The 15,542-nt window shown below is 65.8% G+C and carries 19 protein-coding genes, 1 tRNA gene and 1 pseudogene; 6 read left to right on the plus strand and 15 right to left on the minus strand.

Translation table 11 applies throughout. The annotated features are described in order from the left end of the window. Nucleotides 1–112: 112 nt before the first annotated feature. From mgtE to ASD21_RS19120, 3 genes are all read right to left on the minus strand, one after another. The gene (gene mgtE / locus ASD21_RS19110) at nt 113–1,567 is read right to left on the minus strand and encodes a magnesium transporter (RefSeq protein WP_056445044.1); all 1,455 of its coding nucleotides are present in this window, start codon (nt 1,565–1,567) and stop codon (nt 113–115) included. Between the two features lie 143 nt (nt 1,568–1,710). Next, nucleotides 1,711–1,795, minus strand: a tRNA-Leu gene (locus ASD21_RS19115). Nucleotides 1,796–1,872: 77 nt separating this feature from the next. Continuing rightward, nucleotides 1,873–2,124, minus strand: a complete 252-nt coding sequence (locus ASD21_RS19120) for a FliM/FliN family flagellar motor switch protein (protein ID WP_012287186.1) — start codon at nt 2,122–2,124, stop codon at nt 1,873–1,875. A gap of 70 nt (nt 2,125–2,194) precedes the next feature. On the opposite strand from ASD21_RS19120, the gene lipB reads away from it, so the two are divergent. After that, a complete protein-coding gene (gene lipB / locus ASD21_RS19125) occupies nt 2,195–2,920 on the plus strand; it encodes a lipoyl(octanoyl) transferase LipB (protein ID WP_056445047.1) in 726 nt (241 codons plus the stop codon). Here lipB and ASD21_RS24125 read toward each other — a convergent pair. From ASD21_RS24125 to ASD21_RS19140, 4 genes and pseudogenes are all read right to left on the minus strand, one after another. Next, nucleotides 2,917–3,037: pseudogene (locus tag ASD21_RS24125) on the minus strand (hypothetical protein); the annotation flags it as partial. The gene lipB and the pseudogene ASD21_RS24125 sit on opposite strands and share 4 nt — an antisense overlap. Beyond that, the gene (locus ASD21_RS19130; protein ID WP_056445050.1) at nt 3,036–3,440 is read right to left on the minus strand and encodes a DUF805 domain-containing protein; all 405 of its coding nucleotides are present in this window, start codon (nt 3,438–3,440) and stop codon (nt 3,036–3,038) included. The gene ASD21_RS19130 and the pseudogene ASD21_RS24125, both read right to left, overlap by 2 nt. Before the next feature lie 63 nt (nt 3,441–3,503). Continuing rightward, entirely contained in the window at nt 3,504–3,905 is a 402-nt protein-coding gene (locus ASD21_RS19135) for a DUF805 domain-containing protein (RefSeq protein ID WP_056445053.1), read from the minus strand. A 59-nt stretch (nt 3,906–3,964) separates the two neighbouring features. Beyond that, entirely contained in the window at nt 3,965–5,962 is a 1,998-nt protein-coding gene (locus ASD21_RS19140; protein WP_056445055.1) for an acetyl-CoA carboxylase biotin carboxylase subunit, read from the minus strand. A 215-nt stretch (nt 5,963–6,177) separates the two neighbouring features. Here ASD21_RS19140 and ASD21_RS19145 point away from each other — a divergent pair, with 215 nt between their 5' ends. After that, nucleotides 6,178–6,690 carry a GlcG/HbpS family heme-binding protein gene (locus ASD21_RS19145; protein WP_056445059.1) on the plus strand — a complete coding sequence of 171 codons (513 nt, stop codon included), beginning with the start codon at nt 6,178–6,180 and terminating at the stop codon, nt 6,688–6,690. A 56-nt stretch (nt 6,691–6,746) separates the two neighbouring features. Here the strand turns inward: ASD21_RS19145 and ASD21_RS19150 are convergent, their stop codons facing one another. Beyond that, a complete protein-coding gene (locus ASD21_RS19150) occupies nt 6,747–7,316 on the minus strand; it encodes a DJ-1/PfpI family protein (protein WP_056445060.1) in 570 nt (189 codons plus the stop codon). A gap of 122 nt (nt 7,317–7,438) precedes the next feature. Here ASD21_RS19150 and msrB point away from each other — a divergent pair, with 122 nt between their 5' ends. Next, a complete protein-coding gene (msrB, locus tag ASD21_RS19155) occupies nt 7,439–7,924 on the plus strand; it encodes a peptide-methionine (R)-S-oxide reductase MsrB (protein WP_056445065.1) in 486 nt (161 codons plus the stop codon). Between the two features lie 119 nt (nt 7,925–8,043). On the opposite strand, the gene ASD21_RS19160 is transcribed toward msrB, so the two are convergent. The 3 genes from ASD21_RS19160 to ASD21_RS19170 form a co-directional block, all read right to left on the minus strand. Next, nucleotides 8,044–8,967, minus strand: coding sequence for a hypothetical protein (locus tag ASD21_RS19160; protein WP_056445068.1), 924 nt, complete (start codon nt 8,965–8,967; stop codon nt 8,044–8,046). Between the two features lie 72 nt (nt 8,968–9,039). Further along, complete coding sequence (locus tag ASD21_RS19165) at nt 9,040–9,459, minus strand: hypothetical protein (protein ID WP_056445070.1); 420 nt, start codon at nt 9,457–9,459, stop codon at nt 9,040–9,042. A gap of 103 nt (nt 9,460–9,562) precedes the next feature. Then, nucleotides 9,563–10,012 carry a hypothetical protein gene (locus tag ASD21_RS19170; RefSeq protein ID WP_235524916.1) on the minus strand — a complete coding sequence of 150 codons (450 nt, stop codon included), beginning with the start codon at nt 10,010–10,012 and terminating at the stop codon, nt 9,563–9,565. A 49-nt stretch (nt 10,013–10,061) separates the two neighbouring features. Here ASD21_RS19170 and ASD21_RS19175 point away from each other — a divergent pair, with 49 nt between their 5' ends. Continuing rightward, entirely contained in the window at nt 10,062–10,892 is an 831-nt protein-coding gene (locus ASD21_RS19175) for a tetratricopeptide repeat protein (RefSeq protein WP_056445075.1), read from the plus strand. Between the two features lie 179 nt (nt 10,893–11,071). Here ASD21_RS19175 and ASD21_RS24130 read toward each other — a convergent pair whose 3' ends face one another. From ASD21_RS24130 to ASD21_RS19180, 3 genes are all read right to left on the minus strand, one after another. Next, nucleotides 11,072–11,671, minus strand: a complete 600-nt coding sequence (locus ASD21_RS24130; RefSeq protein WP_156398430.1) for a hypothetical protein — start codon at nt 11,669–11,671, stop codon at nt 11,072–11,074. 155 nt (nt 11,672–11,826) lie between these two features. Then, nucleotides 11,827–12,327, minus strand: coding sequence for a Panacea domain-containing protein (locus tag ASD21_RS23595; protein WP_082554849.1), 501 nt, complete (start codon nt 12,325–12,327; stop codon nt 11,827–11,829). A 205-nt stretch (nt 12,328–12,532) separates the two neighbouring features. After that, a complete protein-coding gene (locus ASD21_RS19180; protein WP_056445077.1) occupies nt 12,533–13,312 on the minus strand; it encodes a DUF2461 domain-containing protein in 780 nt (259 codons plus the stop codon). Nucleotides 13,313–13,471: 159 nt separating this feature from the next. Here ASD21_RS19180 and ASD21_RS19185 point away from each other — a divergent pair, with 159 nt between their 5' ends. Next, nucleotides 13,472–13,825, plus strand: a complete 354-nt coding sequence (locus tag ASD21_RS19185) for a nuclear transport factor 2 family protein (RefSeq protein WP_056445079.1) — start codon at nt 13,472–13,474, stop codon at nt 13,823–13,825. Between the two features lie 52 nt (nt 13,826–13,877). On the opposite strand, the gene ASD21_RS19190 is transcribed toward ASD21_RS19185, so the two are convergent. Beyond that, nucleotides 13,878–14,225, minus strand: coding sequence for a DUF1428 domain-containing protein (locus ASD21_RS19190; protein ID WP_056445080.1), 348 nt, complete (start codon nt 14,223–14,225; stop codon nt 13,878–13,880). Between the two features lie 223 nt (nt 14,226–14,448). Here ASD21_RS19190 and ASD21_RS19195 point away from each other — a divergent pair, with 223 nt between their 5' ends. Beyond that, complete coding sequence (locus ASD21_RS19195) at nt 14,449–15,402, plus strand: ceramidase domain-containing protein (RefSeq protein WP_056445083.1); 954 nt, start codon at nt 14,449–14,451, stop codon at nt 15,400–15,402. The last annotated feature ends 140 nt before the right edge of the window (nt 15,403–15,542 follow it).

Below are 15,542 nucleotides of genomic sequence, written 5' to 3' on the forward strand. Positions count from 1 at the left end.
ATGGGCGCCGTTCTGGCGGCCCGAAGGGGCTCATCGCCCCTTTTGTTGTTCTGAACGCCGCGCGTGGCGGATTCGAGCCGCGCCGTCCAGAGCCACGGCCTATTCTACGCCCTTAGTGCAACAATAGGGCCGCGATCAGCAGCACGGCGAAGAAGCCGGTGAAGTCGGTCAGGAAGGTCACGAAGATCGACGAGGACACCGCCGGGTCTCGTCCCATCTTGGCCAGGGCCAGCGGCGCCAGTATGCCGCCGACCGCCGCGGTGAAGATGTTGGTGATCAGGGCCAAGCCCACGATGATCGCCAGCTTGCCGTGGTGGTCGGCCGGGCCGAAGAACAGATAGGTCGCCCCGCCCATGACCAGGGCCAGGGTGCAGCCGTTGACGATGCCCACCGACAGCTCGCGCAGGATGATCCGGCGGGCGTTGGCGGTGGTCAGTTCCTTGCTGGCCAAGGCGCGCACGGCCACGGCCAGGGTCTGGGTGCCGGCGTTGCCGCCCAGGGACGAGACGATCGGCATCAGGATGGCCAGGGCCACCAGCTGGGCGATCTCGCCCTGGAACACGGCCACGCCGCTGACGGCGATGGTGGCGGTGACCAGGTTCAGCAGCAGCCACGGCAGGCGCGCCTTGACGATGTCGACGACATTGGCGTCGCGGCCGGCGTCGCTCACCCCGGCCAGGGCCAGGATGTCTTCTTCCGCTTCCTCGCGGATGACGCCGACGATGTCGTCGACGGTGATCTGGCCCACCAGCCGGCCGCCGGCCTCGACGACGGGGGCGCTGATCAGGTGGTACTTGTCGAAGATGTAGGCGACCTCCTCCTGGTCCATGTCGACGGTGATCTCGGTCACCGGCTCCATGATCTCAGCCAGGGGCGTGTCGCGCTTGTTGGTCAGCAGCTGGCTGATCGGCAGGGCGCCGACCGGCGTGAACGACGGATCGACCACATAGACGTCGAAGAACAGCTCCGGCAGGTTCGCGCCGGACTCACGGACGTGGTCGATGGTCTGGCCGACGGTCCAGAACTGCGGCGCGGCCAGGAACTCGCGCTGCATCAGGCGGCCGGCCGTCTCGTCCTCATAGGCCAGGGTGGTCTCGATCGCCGCGCGGTCGCCCTCGTCCATGGCGGCCAGCACCTGGGCGCGCTTGCCCTCGTCCAGATCGTCGATGACGTCGGCGGCGTCGTCGGAGTCCAGCTCCTCGAGCGCCTTGGCCAGGGTGTGCGAGGGCGTCGCCTCCAGCACTTCCTCGCGCAGGTTGTCGTCCAGCTCGGCGATGATCTCGCCCAGCCATTCCGGATCCAGGACCGGGATCACCTCTTCACGGTAGCCGGACGACAGGAAGCCCATCAGGTCGGCGACGTCGGCCGGCTCCAGGGCGTGGACCAGCTCGCGCAGACGGGCGGTGTCGCCGCGGTCGGCCGCGTCGATGACCATCTCGACGTATTCGGGATTGAGCGCGTAGTCGTCGCCGAGGGCGAGGTCTTCCAGATCCTCGGGCGTCTCGGGTTCGGGAATGACCAGGTTATGGCGCGGATCGTCTGTCAGGTCGGTTGTTTCCCGGGACATTGGGACCTCCTGAACTCTGAGACGTGCGTCCTGCGCGTGACCTGAAGCTGCGAAGGGCCAAGCCCTCCCCGCAAAATGGTTAGAGCGCCCCTGGCGAGTCGGAAACCGATTTCGCCAGGCGCGCTCTAAGCCGTTGTCTCACCTGGTGCGGTCGAGAAGACTCGAACTTCCACGGGTTGCCCCACAGCGACCTCAACGCTGCGCGTCTACCAATTCCGCCACGACCGCTCGTGGTGAGGCGCGGCAGGTAGCAAACTGAGTTTGATTTGGAAAGAGCGGAGTTCGCGGATCGCGAACAAAGCGCCTTAGGACCCGCCGGCCATGTAGTCGTAGACGTCGGCGGCTCGGGTCACCTGGATGGCGATGCGGTCGTCGCTGATCTGGATCTCGCCCCGAGCGATGGGGTGGTTGTTGGCCAGGATCCAGACCTCGTCGTTGGTCTTGGCGTCCAGCGGGATCACCGCGCCGCGGCCCATGCGCAGCAGCTGCTGCATCGGCAGGATCGACCGTCCCAGAAGAACGGAGATCTCGACATTGACGGCGTTGACCTGGCTCACGAAGTAAGTCCCTGGATTTCACTCGCGACCGCTTTCGGCCGCGCGTCACCCGATGCAAGACTAGGGCCGTATGCTTGATCGCCCGTTAAACCTTGAAAATAAGGCGCTTCCGCTGTTGGGAGCGCCCGACGGCGCGCCGGCGGGGTGGGCGGTTTCGACCGGGTGCGTGCCCTACCCGGCAGCCGTTGCCGCCATGGAGGCCCGCGCGGCCGCCATCGCCGACGGCACGGCGGGCGAGCTGGTCTGGCTGCTGGAGCATCCGCCGCTCTATACCGCCGGCGTTTCGTCCAAGCCCGCCGACCTGATCGCCCCCGACCGCTTCCCGGTGTTCGAGAGCGGCCGCGGCGGCCAGTTCACCTATCACGGCCCCGGCCAGCGGGTGGTTTATGTGATGCTGGACCTGACCAAGCGCGGCCGCGACGTGCGGGCCTTCGTCGCGGCGCTGGAGACCTGGATCATCGAGGCCCTGGCCGCCTTCAACGTCACCGGCGAGATGCGCGAGGGCCGGGTCGGCGTGTGGGTCGAGCGCAAGGGGCCCGGCTGGTCGCGCGAGGACAAGATCGCCGCCATCGGCGTCAAGCTGCGCCGCTGGGTCAGCTTCCACGGGATCAGCCTGAACGTCGAACCCGACCTGGAGCACTTCTCGGGCATCGTGCCTTGCGGCCAGACCGAGCACGGGGTCACCAGCCTGGTCGACCTGGGCCTGCCGGTGACCATGGACGAGGCGGACGAGGCGCTGCGCGCGGCCTTCCAGCGGGTCTTCGGGCCTGTGGAAGCCGAGGCGCCGCCTGTCTAGCGCCCCGCGTCCTTCGAGGCCCGCTGCGCGGGCGCCTCAGGATGAGGAGCGCTTCTACTGAATACCTCATCCTGAGGTGCGAGCCCTTGGGCGAGCCTCGAAGGACGCACGGCGTTCAGACCGCCGAAACCGGCTTCAGCGGATTGGGGCCGTAGCGGTTGGCGCCCTGCTCGCCCGGCATCACGCCCAACTCGATGATCGCCCAGAAGACGACGGCGCCGAACAGGAAATCGAGGACGTGCATGGGCGTCGGCCAGACGGCGACCAGGGACAGCAGGATCAGCGCCGCCCACCAGCCCGAGCGGCCGCGATCGTGCAGCCGCTTGGACAGCAGGCAGGTCGCGAAGAACAGCAGCGGCGGATAGACCAGCCAGCCGGTCAGCAGGTGGATGGTCATCCCCGTCGCCTCATAGAGGACGGCGAAGATGAACAGCGCCGCCGAGGCGATCAGGAACGGGCCGCGCGCCAGCCGGCCCGAGGCCGACAGGAACAGGTCCCACCATTCCGCGCGATCGTTCATTCAGCCAGACCCCAGCGACTCCGATGGGCAGAACCTAGGCCGGGCGGCGTTCGGACGAAAGGCCTAGGCGAAGACTTCGGCCAGCGGTTCGGCCGAGCCGATGCCCTTGGGCGACTTGCCGTACGAATTGCGCCCCTGGGTGCCGTCCAGGAAGCCCAGCTCGATAAAGCCCCAGATCCAGCCGACGATCGGCACCAGCCAGAAGAACGCCACCCAGCCGCCGCCCTTGTCGCGGTCGTGGCAGCGCTTGAGGGCGATGGCGATCGAGATCCACAGCGAGGGGACGAACAGGACCAGCTGAGCGATGTTGACGGCCCCGAACCCGTTCTGTCCGGTGTCGCCGGTCGCGGCGAAGACGAGCACCCCGACCATGAACGAGACCACATACTTGCCGACGATGATCAGCCAGTAGTCGCGGCGGCGCAGCCGTCCCTCGAAGCCGAACAGCTTCTGCATCAACGTCATGGAATCGTCCCCCAAAGCTCAACCTTGGGGGCACAAGACCACGTACGGCCAAGCTTCGTCTAGGCGAACTCCACCAGCACCTCGTCGGCCGCGACCGGGTCGCCGCCCTTGGCGTTGACGGCCTTGACCACCCCGTCGCGCTCGGCGCGGATGATGTTCTGCATCTTCATGGCCTCGAGCACGCAGACCACCTCGCCCTCTCGGACCTGCTGGCCCTGGACGACGTCCATGCTGACCACCAGGCCGGGCATCGGCGACAGCACCAGCTTGGAGGTGTCGGCGGCCTGCTTCTCGGGCAGCTTGTCGTGCAGTTCGGCCGAGCGGGGGCTCAGGACCAGCACCTTGGCCTTGGCGGCGCGGTGGCGGATCGTGAAGCCCTCGGCGGCGGGCGTGACCTGCACGGTGAACGGTTTGCCGTCCAGCCTGCCCAGGAACACCGGCTTGCCCGGACGCCAGTCGACGGTCTCAAGATGGAAGGCGCGGCCCTCGTCGGGCAGTTCGATGGACAGGTGCTGGGCCTCGCCCGACAGCTTGACCCGACGCTTGGCGTGGCCGACGGCGACGATCCATTCGGTGCGCACCGGATTGCTGAGCCCCGCGTCGGTCGAGCGGGCCCGGGCGGCGTAGACCCGCTGCATAGCCGCGCCCACCGCGGTCAGCACGTCGATCTGCTCGGGCGTCGGCTCGACGCCTTTGAAGCCGTCGGCGAATTCGTCCTTGATGTAGTTGGTCGAGATCTTGCCCGAGCGGAACCGCGCCTGGTCCATCACGGCGGCCAGGAACGGGATGTTCTGCCCCAGGCCTTCGATGTGGAAGTCCTCCAGCGCCCGGCCCATGCCGTCGATCGCCTCGAGGCGCGTGGGCGCCCAGGTGCACAGCTTGGAGATCATCGGGTCGTAGTACATCGAGATCTCGTCGCCTTCGCGGACGCCGGCGTCGTTGCGGACGGTGTAGCCCTCATGCTGTCCCTCCTCCGGAGGGGCGTAGCGGACCAGACGCCCGATCGACGGCAGGAACTTGCGGTAGGGGTCCTCGGCGTAGATCCGGCTCTCGATGGCCCAGCCGTTGATCTTCAGGTCCTTCTGCGCGAAGGCCAGCTTCTCGCCCCAGGCGCTGCGGATCATCTGCTCGACCAGGTCCAGGCCGGTGATCAGCTCGGTGACCGGATGCTCGACCTGCAGGCGGGTGTTCATCTCCAGGAAGTAGAAGCTCTTGTCCTGGCCGGCCACGAACTCGACCGTGCCGGCGCTGTCGTATCTTACTGCCTGAGCAAGGGCCACGGCCTGAGCGCCCATGGCGTTGCGGGTGGCCTCGTCGAGCAGCGGGCTCGGCGCCTCCTCGATGACCTTCTGGTTGCGGCGCTGGATCGAGCATTCGCGCTCGAACAGGTGGACGACGTTGCCGTGCTTGTCGCCCAGCACCTGGATCTCGATGTGGCGCGGGCTCTCGATGAACTTCTCGATGAAGATCCGGTCGTCGCCGAAGCTGGCCTTGGCCTCGGCGCGCACGGCCGGGAAGCCCTCCTCGACATCCTGGCGGTTCCAGGCCACGCGGATGCCCTTGCCGCCGCCGCCGGCGCTGGCCTTGATCATGACCGGATAGCCGACCTGCTCGGAAATGGTCACCGCGTGGGCGGTGTCGGCGATCTCGCCGATATGGCCCGGCACGCAGGACACCCCGGCCTTCTCGGCGAACTTCTTGCTCTCGATCTTGTCGCCCATGGCCGAGATGGCGCCGGGGTTGGGACCGATGAACACCACGCCCTCGTCAGCGCAGCGCTGGGCGAAGCCGGCGTTCTCCGACAGGAAGCCGAAGCCCGGGTGCACGGCCTCGGCGCCGGTCGACTTGCAGGCGGCGATGATCTTGTCGGCGACCAGGTAGGACTGGTTGGCGGGGGCGGGACCGATGTGCACGGTCTCGTCGGCCATCTCCACGGCCAGGCTGTCGGCGTCGGCGTCGGAATAGACGACCACGGTCTTGATGCCCAGGCGGCGGCAGGTCTTGATCACGCGCACCGCGATTTCGCCCCGGTTGGCGATCAGCAGCTTCTTGAACATCCGGCCGTTCCCTACGCTTTTGTCGTTGTCTCTTTGGACAGGCACTAGCAGGCCGCCAGAGGTTTGCAACGGCGCCGCAGCGTGACATTGTCCATGACACCGGTTTCCAATGGGGACCGCAACCACGAGAAACGTTCAGCGCTCAGGGTTTTTCACGCATTCGCGAAATAACGCCTGGGTTCGGCCTGATCGCACGACCTGAGAGGAAACCGCCCATGCTTCGTCCCGCCTTCGCGCTGCTGACCCTCGCCGCCGCCTTGGCCGGCGGCCCCGCCCTGGCTCAGACCGCGCCCGCGCCCGCCGCCGCGCCGCACGCGCCGCCGCCGGCCCCGCCCTACGGCCGCCCGATCACCCTGGCCGAGGCCCGGACGGCCGCCGCCGCCGCCGAGGCCGAGGCCCGCAAGCAGGGCTGGTCGATGGTCATCGTCGTGGTCGAGCCCAGCGGGGCCCTGGTGCTGAGCGAGAAGATGGACGGCGCCCAGTACGGCTCCAACGACGTGGCCCGCCGCAAGGCCGAGACCAGCGCCAACTTCCGCCGGCCGACCGCCTACTTCCAGGAAGCGGTGAAGGGCGGCACGCTCAATTCCATCTTCACCGGCGCCCTGGCCATCGACGGCGGCGAGCTGCTGATCGTCGACGGCAAGATCGCCGGCGCCATCGGCGTCTCGGGTGGCTCGGGCGTCCAGGACGGCCAGGTGGCGCGGGTGGCGGCGGCGGCTCTGAAATAGGATCTCGCGATTGGGGACATGCCCGTGGGCCTGTCCCCGACCGAGCCCGCCGGACTTCAATCCGCGAACTCCCGGGCGAACATCGCCACGTAGTCGTCGTGCTTGCCCTCGGGCGCGACAAGCCGGGCGATGGCGGCGCTGAAGGTCACCGGGGCCGAGCCGGCGGCCGTGACCAGCTTGCCGTCGGTCACCGCCTTGGGCGTGTCGACATAGCGCTCGGCCCCCGCATAGTCCGGCGCGACCTTGGCCAGCCAGTCGCGGTCGTTGGAGGTGTGGGCCTTGCCCGCCAGCAAGCCCGCCCGGGCGGCGGCCACGGTTCCGGCGCAGATCGCCCCGATGATCTTGCCGTCGGCCTGGGCCTGGCGCAGCAGGCTGAACAGCGCCTTGTCGTCGTAGTCGATCCAGGCGTCGGACCCGATCAGCAGGAAGACCTCGGCGTCGGCCAGGACCGGGTCGGCGAACTTGTAATCCGCCGCCGCCAGCACCCCGCCCATCGAGGTCTGGGGCTCGCCGTCCGGCGTGGCGATCTCGATCTGGACGCCATAATAGCCGCGCAGGGCGGCCAGCACCTGGCCGGCCTCCCAGTCGGCCCAGCCCGGTTGCAGGAAAGCGACGGCGATGGTCATGGCGGGGTCCTTTCAGCGGCTGCGAAAACGAACGCGGCGGCCGATCTTATGCTCCGCCCGGCCTTGGTTTGTCAGCAGGCCGCCCCTATCGGTGAAAGGTCCGAGCCCCTAGATTGCAGGCCATGACCGACACAGCCCCCCTCCTCTCCGCCACCGGCTTCGACCTGACTCCGCCGACCGAGCCCGAGCGCCAGCGCCTCGAGGCCGACCTGACCGCCGAGGAGGCCCGCGTCCTGCTGCATCACGGCACCGAGGCCCCGTTCTGCGGCGGCCTGCTGGGCGAGAAGAGCCCCGGCGTCTATTGCTGCCGCGAGTGCGGCCTGCCCTTGTTCGAATACCGGACCAAGTTCGAGAGCGGCACCGGCTGGCCCAGCTTCTACGCCCCGTTCGACGAGGCGCACGTCAAGGAGGTGCGCGACACCTCCTACGGCATGCTGCGCATCGAGACCCTGTGCGCCCGCTGCGACAGCCACCAGGGCCACGTCTTCCCGGACGGCCCGGCCCCGACGCGGCTGCGCTACTGCATCAATTCGGTGTCGCTGCGGTTCGTGAAAGCCGGCGATCCCCTGCCCGACCCGTTGCATCGCGGCGACAAGATCACGGGCTAGGTCGAATCGACATTCGGCCCAGGAAGCGAAAACCTCGGCCACGCACCAGACGTGGATATCGATAGGCCCGGGAAGACGCCGCCCACCCCGGCCGGCGACCGGGATGGGCGGAAACGGGTTCACGCCTTCGCCGACGCCTTGGCCGAAGCGCCCAGCCCGTTGGTGATCGCCTGGGCGTAGTCGGACGGCAGCGGCGCGCCCTGCCCCTCCGAGGCCTCGGTCGCCCAGATGCCGCCGCTGTTCCACAGGAAGCCGCCGGTGATCCCGATGCCGGCCAGGCCCGCGAAGGTCTGCTCGAGCGAGGCCGGATCGCCCCCGTCGGCCCCGATCACCGCATAGCCAGGGACGATGAAGGCGTAGGCGTCGGCCACGCCGGTGTCGGGCGTGTTCTGCACCGCCCGCGCCCAGTCGGTCGGAGAATTGCCGCTTCCGCCGGCGTAGCACTGCAGGTTCATCAACCTGACGATCTGCTGCTGGTTGTTCTGCTGGTAGACCGCGGTCAGGCAGCCGGTCCAGAAGTCGGTCGCCGTGTACGGACAATAGGTGGCGAACAGCCCCAGCGAACCGACGTCCAGCGTCAGGGCGACGATCATCGACTGGTCGGCGCTGGTGTAGCCGTCCTGGGATTCGTAGTCGAAATCCACGCCCGTCACCCCGAAGGTCGACTGCAGGACCCCCAGATTGGTCTTGACCTGATCGCGGGCCGCCAGCCAGGCGCTGAAGTCGCTGGTGGTGCCCCAGGCGCCGACCGAGACCAGCAGGTCCTTCACGCTGCCGCCGGTCATCAGGCTGGTGATCAATCGCGGGAAGTCGGGATTGACCCCGCTCTTCCCGTCGGTCGCGTATTGGATCTGGCCGTCGCTGACGAACAGGGTGTCGTTCAGATAGAGGTCGCCGCCGGCGTGGATGTGGATCGACCACAGGATGACGGTGGTGATCCCCGCGTTCAGCTGCTCGACCTGAACATCGTAGGCGATCGGGGGATTTGGATAGCCGTCCTGGAACAGGCCATTGCCGTAGATGGCGATGGGATAGGCGGACATGGGAAAGCCTCCGGCTCGGAATGAGCGGCGGGAGGTTAGCGCGAGAAATACACTCCAAGATGTATTTTTGGATCACTCTCGCGTTACGACGTTTCCACCCTCCGTGACCATCGACGTGCTGTAGGTCAGGTAGCCGCGCTCGACCATGCGCCGCATGGCTTCGTAGACGGCGGCCAGCTCCTCGTAGGCGGTGCGCAGGGTGGCCAGTCGCGCCGTCTGCTCGGCCGTGGTCACCGCCCCGCCCTCGGTCATGGTCACGGCCTCGGCCACCCAGCGGGCCCGGGCCACGGCGGCGGCCACCGCCAGGCGCTGAAACTTGCCGGAGTCGCTCTTGCCGATCACCTGGGCGATCACGGCGGTGTTGGAGGCGAAGGCCGTGTAGTCGATCTGCTCCAGCTGGCCGCGCAGGCGGCGCTGGGTCTGGGGATCGGTGTCCTGCGGCTCGAAATGGTCGTGGCCGCGGCGAAAATTGGAGGTCACGGTCGAGGACATGACGGTCTTCCCTGGTCTCCGCCCTGTTGGCGGGTTGTGGAAAACTCTGCGCTCGCCGTCTTAACGGCCGATTGAGAAGCGTCAGCGACGCGAATGGGGGCGATCAGTCCGCCGTGAAGATCCCCTGCAGGCCCACGAGCATGGCGATCGCCCCGAACACCGCCAGCACCAGGCCCGGTCCCCGCGCCCCGCTGGCCGGCAGGTCGCGATGAGCCAGCCGCCCCGCTCGCAGGCGATCCCATAGCAGCAGCACCCCGACCGCGATGCCGACGAGCTCGAAATGGAAGACGCGCGGGCCGCTGATCAGGTGGATGACCAGGAAATAGCCGCCGCAGATCAGGGCGACGACGCCGACGATCCAGCGGAAGCGGCTCAATCGCTCGGCGAACCGCGCCAGGTCGTCGCCGGCGCGGGGGATCAGCGCCAGCAGGCCGATGGCCAACAGGAAACCGCCGAGGATATTGGAGAGGTCGAGGATCAGGGCGAGCATGGCTGTGGAATGCGAAAACGCCGCCGCGCGTTCCCCCGTGCCGTTCTCACGCCAAGCTTGCATTATTACAGACGTACTCTAGTGTCGCGGCAAGCTTGGCTGGAGACAACCCGTGCGCCTGCCCACCTTCAAGGCGATTATCGCCGCCGCCCTGCTGTCCTCCACCGCCCTTCCGGCTCACGTCATGGCCCAGGCCGCCGCTTCGCCGCCGGCCGTGGACCAGAAGGCGTTCAAGAAGCAGGAGGCCAAGGATCGAAAGGTGGTCGAGAAAGCCCTGCGGGCGACCTCCTTCGCCGAGTTGGAGCCGATGGTCGCGGATCTCCAGAAGGTGGTCGCCAACGCGCCGGCCCGATGGCCGGTGGTCGATCGCCAGCCGGGTCTGACGACGATCCGCGTCAACGACCCGACCGCGGCCCTGGGGGCCATGCTGGTCGCGGCGGCGGCTTCCGCCGAAGGCAAGGCGGGCCCCGGAGACAACAAGGCGGTCGCCGAGTTCAACACCTACGGCACCGCCGCCTTCCTGCTCGGCGCCCTGGCGGTCGAGCATCGCCGGCCCGAGGAAGCCCTGGTCTGGCTGGATCGCGGCCTGGCCTTCCAACCCGACAACCTGATGCTGGTCACCGAGAAGGGCTCCGCCCTGATCCTGCAGCACCGCTTCGCCGAAGCCCTGGCCTTCTACGACGCCCTGCCGCCGGCCGACCTCCTGGCCGACATGGCCAATCCCGACGGCGAGGCGCGGGTGCAGCGCAGCCGTGGTTTCTGCCTGACCGAGCTCAACCGCCTGGACGAGGCCGAGGCCGCCTACCTGAAATCGCTGGAGCTGGAGCCCGATCACGGCGGGGCCAAGGCTGAACTGGCCTATATCCGCAAGCTCAAGGCGGGCGGCGCCACGCAGGGCGTGGACGTCTATACGGGCGACAAGGCCAAGGCGCGCAAGGACTAGCGCGCTTCTCGCGCCCTGCCCGCTTGGGCCGCTGGTGCCTTCTTCACAGGAAAAAGGATAGGCTGCCGTTGGCGTCCCGCCCTCTTTCATATCCCGCCGCAGCGGCGAGGCCGCGCCTTAAAACCTTGATGGCGAGCCTGCTCTGTCGTCTGCCGAGCTAGAAACAATAGGCGGCGGGCTTATCCTTGCCCTGCACTGGGGTCATCGAAAAAGTCGGGCTGATCTGGATCCCTTGGTTTTGACGGCGCTTCATTGGCACGGTCTTGGCCAGATTCAGCCAAAGTCGCTTTAGCCAAAAAGTATCCCTCTGCGAAAATCGCAAGCATCTCGGACTTACGAGCATCCGTTAGCCGAGGAATTTCTGCGGAATTCGTTACTACAACCTGTCTTTGCTCGCTCTTCCTTGGCGCGCTGAAGTCAATTATTTCAAAACGCGCATCTTCCAAGTCAGGATCTTGAAAAATCACTTCATCAACAAGCGTAACGAACAAAGAAAGCGCCTCTCCAGAAAGCGGATTGCGCTTCCAAAAGGTCATCCACGGCAAAACAATTCGCGCGCCATCTCCATAAATAATCGGAACGTCAAACGGCACCATCAAACCGCGACCAGCGGGATAGTATCGACGGTCTACCGATTGAATAAACGACGGCGAGACATCCAGAAAATGCTCCCTAATCAAAGGCAGTATATCTAGGAAATTTTTCGAAACCTCTTTCCGCTTCACTGCGGAATTTATTCCCTGAACAATCTGCTCATAGGGAATACCAAACAACAACATGTCCCTTACCGCCAAAAAGAGCGGCGCATAGTTGAATGTTGGCGGATTCCTCGCAAGATCGACTAGGATTTTCTGGATTTTCCTCGGGTCGCTCCGCCAGTTTCGAGCTAGATGCTGCACAGACGGAACGTTCAACCTATGCATCCATCACTCTTCTATTGTATAGAAAACGGAAGACGCGCACGCGAATAGAACTGAACAATACTCTCTTGATCAATTTTCATACCAGGATTTACAACGCCACTATGGTGCCAACTACGGTACCAAGGCCCACCCTCTACGTGACTTATCTCAACAAGATCGCCAGCCCTCATACGGCTGTAGAAGTCGATTATTCTTTCAAGCAATTCGCTTGTCGGTAAGTCGAACGTATCATGAACGATTCGTCGCTCCCCGGAAAGGGGGTCAATTTTCTTTGCCCTCTCCGTAATTGGAAGGCGGTCGAACATGCGGAACTCTCGGTATAGATAGGGAAGCACGGGCCCATATTCCCAGGCTTCAAAATCATGCCTAATGAGTGGCTTTCCGAGCTCTATTAAAGACCAAACATGGCAAAAAAATACAATTTTTTGCAAGGAGAGATTAGTTACAATTCTCTCCTTTTGTTCGCAAAAATCTAGAACGAAATTTGCTACCGCTCGGCCATCGTAGCTCATAGCCTTAAATCCATGTTCACATTATGTTCTGCACATTTTTCTTCCAGGTGCAACAGGAATTGCGTTCAGCGAACGATGGTCGGCGCCCGCGGGCCCTGGATCAACAGGTCGTGAAGCGAACAACATCCTTTTGTCGAGTCCATCAAGTCCGCAGAGGGATCCGCTGTAAATGCATGGCGGCTGTTTGCAAAAGCAGGCGCAAACCCTACCTCAGCGCCTTCCACCCGAAGACCAGCAGCGGCCGGGCGTCGGCCACGAAGTCGGCGATGATGTCCGCCAGACCCGCCCCGCCGATCTCGGTCCCGGTCAGCGGTCGCCGCACCAGCCAGCGGGTGCGCTTGAGCGCCGCCTCCAGCGGGCCGCCGGCCTGGTCCTCGAAACCCTTGGGCATGCGCTTGGTCGGCTCGCCCGGCTCCAACGGCAGGCCCTTGGCGGTCAGGGCCTTCTCGACCGCCGCCCAGCCCTTGGGATCGGCGACGATGGCCCGACGGAAGGCGTCGATGTGCGGGCGCTCCGACAGATAGAACCCCGCCGCCGCGAACGGCCCGCTCCCGGCATAGCCGGTCTCGGCCGCCTGGGCCGACGGCAGGGTCGAGGGGTCCAGCGGGTCGATGGTCTCCGGGTCGAAGGCCGGCGCCGGCCCGCCCTCGGGCTCGATGTGCACATAGACCAGGCCCGGCGACAGCTTCTGGCCGTCCCGGGTGAGCGTGGCCGAGACGTGGGTCTTGTAGGGCCGCTTGTCCTTGGAGAACCGCACGTCGCGATGGATGCGGAACACGCTCTTCTTGGGATCCCCCGCCAGCGGCAGGTCACGGGCCGCGAAGGCCCCGTTCAGGGCGTCGATCAGGGCCGACAGGGTCGGCTTCAGGCGCTCGTCATAGACGGCGCGGTGGGCGGTGAACCACTCTCGGTCGTTGTGGGCGGCCAGGCCGGTCAGGAAGGCCAGGTCGGCGGCGGCGAAGCCGGGAAAGGCGGAGCGAGTCATGGCGCGAGGCTAGACCAGAAACGGCTCGGCTGTCCCTGCTGACACCCGCTGTCAGCAACACGCGCCGTCGCGAACATATAGAGAACAAGCCGTCTTGCGCCTGTCGCTTTCAAGGTCGATGGTCCGGCCCGGAAAGCCCCCCAATCCAGGAGCATCACCATGACCGTTCAAGAGATCGCCGCCGACCTCGTCGCCCTGTGCCAGGCCGGCAAGTTCGACGAGGCCGGCGAAAAATACTGGGCCGACGACGTGGTCAGCATCGAGGCCGCGTCGGGCGACATGGCCCGCGTCACCGGCAAGGCCGCCGCGCGCGGCAAGGGCGAATGGTGGGCCGCCAACCACGAGGTCCACGACTCCGAGATCACCGGCCCGTTCGTCAACGGCGACCAGTTCGTGGTCGGCTTCAAGATGACGCTGACGCCCAAGGCCACCGGCGAGCGCACCACCATGGACGAGGTCGGCCTCTACATCATCCGCGACGGCAAGATCGCCGAAGAGCGGTTCTTCTATTGAACGAGCCGGGGTGAAACCCTCTCCCGGAGGGGAGAGGGTTCGGGCGCCGCCCTCACGCCTCTAGGAACGGCGCGAACCCGCCGAAGATCATGCGCTTGCCGTCGAAGGGCATGTCCTCCTGCTTCAAGCGCGGATCGGCCATGACCTTGGCCATGATTTCGTCGCGCGAAGCCTTGTCCTTGTAGACGATCCACGAGAACACCACGGTCTCGTCTTCGGTGGCCTGGACCGCTCGGGGGAACGAGGTGACCTCGCCATAGGGCACGTCGTCGGCGAGGCATTCGACGTAGGAAACCGCGCCGTATTCCATCCAGACCTCGCTGCCAAGCTTGGCCATCGCCTTGTAGGCGTCGATCTTGGCCTTGGGGACCGCGATCACGAAACCGTCGACATAGGACATGACGTCCTCCTTGGGTTGTTGCTGCTCCTAGAACGAACGACCGCGCCGATTTCCGACAGGGCGTCGAGACCGGCGTCAAAATGAACGCCGAACGGGCCGAATTCGGCGTCGGCGGCCAAAGGCATTGCACTTAGACGAGATCGTGAGACCCTTCACAACCCGGCGACGTATCGCGCGCCGACAAGGACCCGGGCTTAAGGCCCGATGGACGGGAGGACTTGCGATGGGCTCGGCCAAGGGATTTGTCGCCTGGGGCGTGTGTCTGGTCGTGCTGATGGTGCCGTTCCTGATCTTCGTCAGCGTCGGCTGGCCCGCCAATCCCGACGACTGCACCAACATCGTCAACCACGTGCAGGTGGTGCCCCTGGTCGACGGGGTTCCCGATGTCGACCATCCCGACAGCTGCTATTGCGAGGCCTTCGATCCCGCCCAGGTCGACACGGGCGCCGCGGGCATCCGCCAGCCGGTCAACACGCTCAGCAATCTCTACGCGATCGCCTCGTCGCTGGTGCTGGTGTTCCTGATCCGCCGCGACCGGGAGTCCGGCGTCGTCAAGAACGTCTTCTACTACACCGAAAGCTGGGTGCCCGAGGTCTGGGTGTTCGCGGTGATGTTCCTCGGGCTGGGCAGCATGTGGTTCCACGCCTCGCTGTCCGGCACGGTCAGCTGGTTCGACAGCATGTCGATGTACGTCTTCGCGGCCTTCCTGCCGGTCTACACCGTGCGAAGACGCTTCAATATCGGGGTGTTCTTCTACTGCGCCTACGCGGTGCTGGTGATCGTGTTCACCATGGTCGGGCGGATCCTGCACAAGGTCGACCTGATCTCGATGAAGCTGATCGCCACCTTGATCGGCGTCTATTTCCTGACCGAGATCGGCGTGAAGATCGTCGACATGGTCAAGCTGGGCGGTCCCTCGCCCTGGTGGGACCGGGTCAAGGCCGGCTGGGAGGACGGCTGGGTCAAGCGCGCCCTGCTCTACTGGGGCATTGGCGTGGCCTGTTTCGGCTTCGCCACCATGTTCCAGATCCTGTCCCAGACCGGCGGCCCGATGTGCTGGAAGGACAGCTGGTTCCAGCCGCACGGCCTGCTGTGGCACACCCTGGCGGGGGCCATGGCCGTGATGGTGTACCTCTACTGGCGCGAACTGCCCGACGAGGACGTCCGGGTGAGCTGATCGCCCGGGCCGGCGGCGCCGTGGGGCGTGGTCGGCCAGGACCCAGCCTGGCCGATTTTCAGGTCGGATGCGCCGGCCGAGCGCCGGTTTTCGCCGCTCGCGGAGCGCGAAACGGCCAAGCTGTTGCATTCAGACGCGAA

Origin of the sequence: Caulobacter sp. Root1455 (assembly GCF_001426905.1) — a bacterium.
In the GTDB taxonomy this organism is placed as follows: domain Bacteria; phylum Pseudomonadota; class Alphaproteobacteria; order Caulobacterales; family Caulobacteraceae; genus Caulobacter.